We start from the raw sequence: 3,880 nt of genomic DNA, 5'->3' as shown, positions 1-3,880 counted from the left end.
TCAGCTTCCCCGATGCATGCTGCTTCTCCACGGCTTTAACGCCGCCTCCGCTTTGCGCTCGTTCCCGTTTCGCCAGCAGTTCCTCGCAAAGCTGGTCGATGCTCTTTTCCGACATCTACCATAACCTCCTCGTCCTGCTTCGACGGGTCACACATGAACCCGTCCGCATACCTCCGCCTCCACGCCGCATACAGACACCACATACGACAGAACGGAACGGAGAGGACAAGACCCCGCCGTTCCGTTCGTGTTTCGCGCTACCGTTCCGAGATTTCCAGAAGGATGCCGCCTGTCGCTTTGGGATGCACGAAGGCGATTCGGGCGCCACCGGCACCATAGCGAGGCGTCTCGTCGATGAGACGAATTCCCTTGGCTTTGAGTTCCGCGAGCGTTTCCTCAAGGTTTTCCACGCGGAGAGCGATGTGGTGAATGCCCTCTCCCTTCTTCTCGATGAACTTGGTCACCGGGCTGTCCGGGGAGGTTCCCTCCAAAAGCTCGATCTCCGTGTCTCCCACGGGCAAAAAGGCCGTCTTGACCTTCTGCTCCTCCACTTCTTCGACGCCCGTGCAAGCAATCCCCAGAGCCGCCTCCCAGATTTTGAGAGACTCATCGATACTCTGCACCGCAATACCGATATGGTCGACCACCGTGACCTTCATGAGGCACACCCCCTGCGTTTTTACTCGCCGGCCCTCGAAAAAAGAGTTCGGGTTCTTTCGCGGAAAGGCGAGCGACAGACCAGACAAGAGACCCTGCCGAGTCCTCCCGGCAGGGCACAAAACGTTCCGGGAACGCTCTAGGACTGCACTTCTTTCGCTCTCTTCGCCTCCACCGCTTTTCGAAGCCACTCGATGCTCTCCGTCGTGGGCGTCCCCGGACCGAAGACCGCGCCTGCGCCCATCGCCAGAAGGCTCGGCACTTCATTTTCAGGAATGACACCGCCGCCGAAGACAATGATGTCCTCTGCGCTCCGCTCCTTGAGCATGTCGATGATGGTGCGGAAATAATGCTCGTGCGCTCCGGAAAGGATGCTGATGCCGATGGCGTCGGCGTCCTCCTGAATCGCCGTTTCGACGATCTGCTCCGGAGTCTGGCGAAGACCGGTATAGATGACTTCCATGCCCGCATCTCGGAATGCACGGGCAATAACTTTCGCACCGCGGTCGTGCCCGTCCAGGCCGGGTTTGGCAACAACCACGCGGATCTTTCTCTCGCTCATGGCTTCTCCTCCTCCATGCGTCGCTTTTTCGAATTCAAGATCGGAACATCCGCGAAATCCGGGGCTCTAGAGAACGATGTTCTCCCGATATTCGCCGAACTCCTCGCGGAGCACGCCGCAGATCTCGCCCTCCGAAGCGTAGCACCGGACGGCCTCGAGAATAAGGGGCATGAGGTTCATGCTCTCGTCCCGGGCGGCTTTCCTGATGTCCTCAAGAGCCGCTTTGACCTTCAGGTTGTCACGACCAGCCTTGACTGCATTGAGTTTCGCGACCTGCCGTACTCCAACGCTCGGATCCACGCGGAGGAGTTCTCGACCGGAATTATCTTCCTTGATCTGGAACTTGTTGACACCCACCACCACCGCATCGCCGCTCTCGACGGCTCTCTGGTAGGCATAGGCCGCATCCTGGATCTGCTGCTGCACATACCCCTTTTCGATGGCCACAAGCATGCCGCCCATCTCATCGATTTTCTCGATATACTCCAAGGCCTGCGTTTCAAGAGCCTTCGTCAGGGCTTCGATGTAATAGCTCCCGGCAAGGGGATCCACGGTGTTGCAGACACCGGACTCATAGGCGATGATCTGCTGCGTCTTCAGTGCGATGCCGACGCTCTTCTCCGTCGGAAGGGCGAGCGCCTCGTCCATGCTGTTCGTGTGCAGGGACTGCGTTCCGCCGAGAACCGCCGCGAGGGCCTGGAAGGCCACGCGGATGATGTTGTTCTCGGGCTGCTGCGCCGTGAGCGTGCTGCCTCCGGTCTGCGTGTGGAAACGGAGCATCATCGCCTTGTCGTTGGTGAGGCCGAAACGCTCCTTCATGATCTTCGCCCAGATGCGCCGGGCAGCTCGGAACTTGGCCACTTCCTCAAGGAAATCGTTATGGGCGTTGAAGAAGAAGGAAAGCCGCTCGCCGAAGACGTTCGGATCCTGCCCTTTCTTGATGGCCGCATCCACATAGGCGATACCGTCGGCGAGGGTGAAAGCGATCTCCTGGGCGGCGGTGGAACCTGCCTCACGGATATGGTACCCGGAGATGGAGATGGTGTTCCACTTGGGAACGTGATTGCTGCAGAAGTCGAAGATATCCGTGATGAGACGCATGGAAGGCTTGGGGGGGAAGATATACGTACCCCGAGCGATGTATTCCTTGAGGATGTCGTTCTGAATGGTTCCGCCCAACTTGTCCGCCGAAACACCTTGCTTCTCACCAAGAGCGATGTACATGGCCAGCAGAACCGAGGCGGGAGCGTTGATCGTCATGGATGTGGTGACCTGATCGAGGGGAATCTGGTCGAAGAGGATCTCCATGTCCGCGAGAGTATCGACGGGCACACCCACCTTGCCGACCTCTCCCTGAGCCATGGAATGATCCGAATCGTAACCGATCTGGGTGGGCAGGTCGAAAGCGACGGACAGCCCCGTCGATCCCTGAGAGAGAAGATACCGATACCGGGCGTTGGAATCTTCCGCCGTGGAGAAACCGGCATACTGACGCATGGTCCAGAACCGCCCACGATACATGTTGGGCTGCACACCCCTCGTAAAGGGGAAACTTCCGGGCATTCCCAAATCGTCGAGGTATTCGAGATCCTTGATGTCGTCGGGAGCGTAGACCGTCTTCACGGGGATACCACTTCCCGTCGCAAACACTGCCCTCTGTTCGGGGCGTTTCTGTCGCGACTTCTCCATCCGCGCCTCGAAGGCCTGCTTCTCCTTCTCAATCCTTTCGAGCTTTTCCTCCTTGAACACCATAATTCCCCTCCCTCAATTCTGCGTCGCGAAGGGCCTCCCGGGTCCGCCTCGCGCTCCGCCGCACCAATGCCCTTTTCCCGAAACACCCGAAAAATGTCCTGAGGGCTCCGGCGACGGGCAATCCTGCACGCACGTATACGAGACCTTATTATTCTCCAGGCGGCCCAGGAATGCAACAAGGGACTCTCGTTTACACGATAATTACCTACAATTCAGTTTATTTTACCCCCTACGTTTTCCTGCCGCTGCGCTCGCACATCATCTGGATGCTTCTGCCGACCAGCGGGAACGGAGGCATCATACACCAGATTTTTTATTCCTGGCGAGATCCGAGAAATTTCCGCCCGGGCGGTTTTGTGGTATCATGAGTCTGAAGGCCTAAGTCTCTTTCTCCAGCATGTTTCCGCTCTTCCCTAAAGGGCGAGTGGAGTGCGTTTTTTCTCTTTGCGAGCATTTTCGGACGGGGAGGTCTCGACTATGGAAATGATCACCTGCGATCTCTGCGCCAAGCCCTTTGCCACGACAGGACCGAAACTCTGTCCTCGATGCATGAAACGGCTTGATGCCGTGTACGAAAAAGCCCGCTCCTTCATGAGGGACAATCCCGACGAGTCGTTGGACGTGATTCGCCTTGCGGATCAGCTTTCCGAGGATGTGCGCGATCTCGAGATGCTCGTGCAGATGGGGCGTTTCGACCGGGACGTTTCAGGTTCTGCTGTGGAAGATCGTCGCAAAAAGCAACTTCTGGAGGAACTGCAGAAGAATCTTGCCGGAAAATCCGGCGAAGGCAAGAAATATGTATCCTACGGGGAGGAACGGTACGGCAAGCGCTGACAAACCGGCCTGTCGACATTTTCCACCCCCTCCCTTCCCGATTCCACGCCGCGCAAAACCCCTCTGCGGAAACAA

4 protein-coding genes are annotated in these 3,880 nt (G+C 57.6%); 1 reads left to right on the top strand and 3 read right to left on the bottom strand.

Annotated features, from left to right (window positions below; all coding sequences use genetic code 11):
* Positions 1 to 257: 257 nt before the first annotated feature.
* The 3 genes from mce to Q1K49_RS12785 form a co-directional block, all read right to left on the bottom strand.
* Entirely contained in the window at positions 258 to 659 is a 402-nt protein-coding gene (mce, locus tag Q1K49_RS12795; RefSeq protein ID WP_300526393.1) for a methylmalonyl-CoA epimerase, read from the bottom strand.
* A gap of 137 nt (positions 660 to 796) precedes the next feature.
* Positions 797 to 1,219 carry a cobalamin B12-binding domain-containing protein gene (locus Q1K49_RS12790; protein ID WP_300526392.1) on the bottom strand — a complete coding sequence of 141 codons (423 nt, stop codon included), beginning with the start codon at positions 1,217 to 1,219 and terminating at the stop codon, positions 797 to 799.
* A 66-nt stretch (positions 1,220 to 1,285) separates the two neighbouring features.
* Positions 1,286 to 2,968 (bottom strand): methylmalonyl-CoA mutase family protein, encoded by a 1,683-nt coding sequence (locus Q1K49_RS12785; protein ID WP_300526394.1) that lies wholly within the window; start codon positions 2,966 to 2,968, stop codon positions 1,286 to 1,288.
* Between the two features lie 480 nt (positions 2,969 to 3,448).
* Here Q1K49_RS12785 and Q1K49_RS12780 point away from each other — a divergent pair, with 480 nt between their 5' ends.
* Positions 3,449 to 3,805: a hypothetical protein gene (locus tag Q1K49_RS12780; RefSeq protein WP_300526391.1), complete on the top strand. Its 357-nt coding sequence runs from the start codon at positions 3,449 to 3,451 to the stop codon at positions 3,803 to 3,805.
* Positions 3,806 to 3,880: the final 75 nt, after the last annotated feature.

The organism is Aminiphilus sp., from assembly GCF_029975095.1.
GTDB lineage: Bacteria > Synergistota > Synergistia > Synergistales > Aminiphilaceae > Aminiphilus.
Note: the sequence above shows the minus strand (reverse complement) of the source record. Positions and strands in the feature narration are given on the sequence as shown.

Bases quoted from the DNA above. Each gene is read 5' to 3' on its own strand.
- Q1K49_RS12790 (WP_300526392.1), bottom strand. From the start codon at position 1,219: ATGAGCGAGAGAAAGATCCGCGTGGTTGTTGCCAAACCCGGCCTGGAC.
- mce (WP_300526393.1), bottom strand. From the start codon at position 659: ATGAAGGTCACGGTGGTCGACCATATCGGTATTGCGGTGCAGAGTATC.
- Q1K49_RS12780 (WP_300526391.1), top strand. From the start codon at position 3,449: ATGGAAATGATCACCTGCGATCTCTGCGCCAAGCCCTTTGCCACGACA.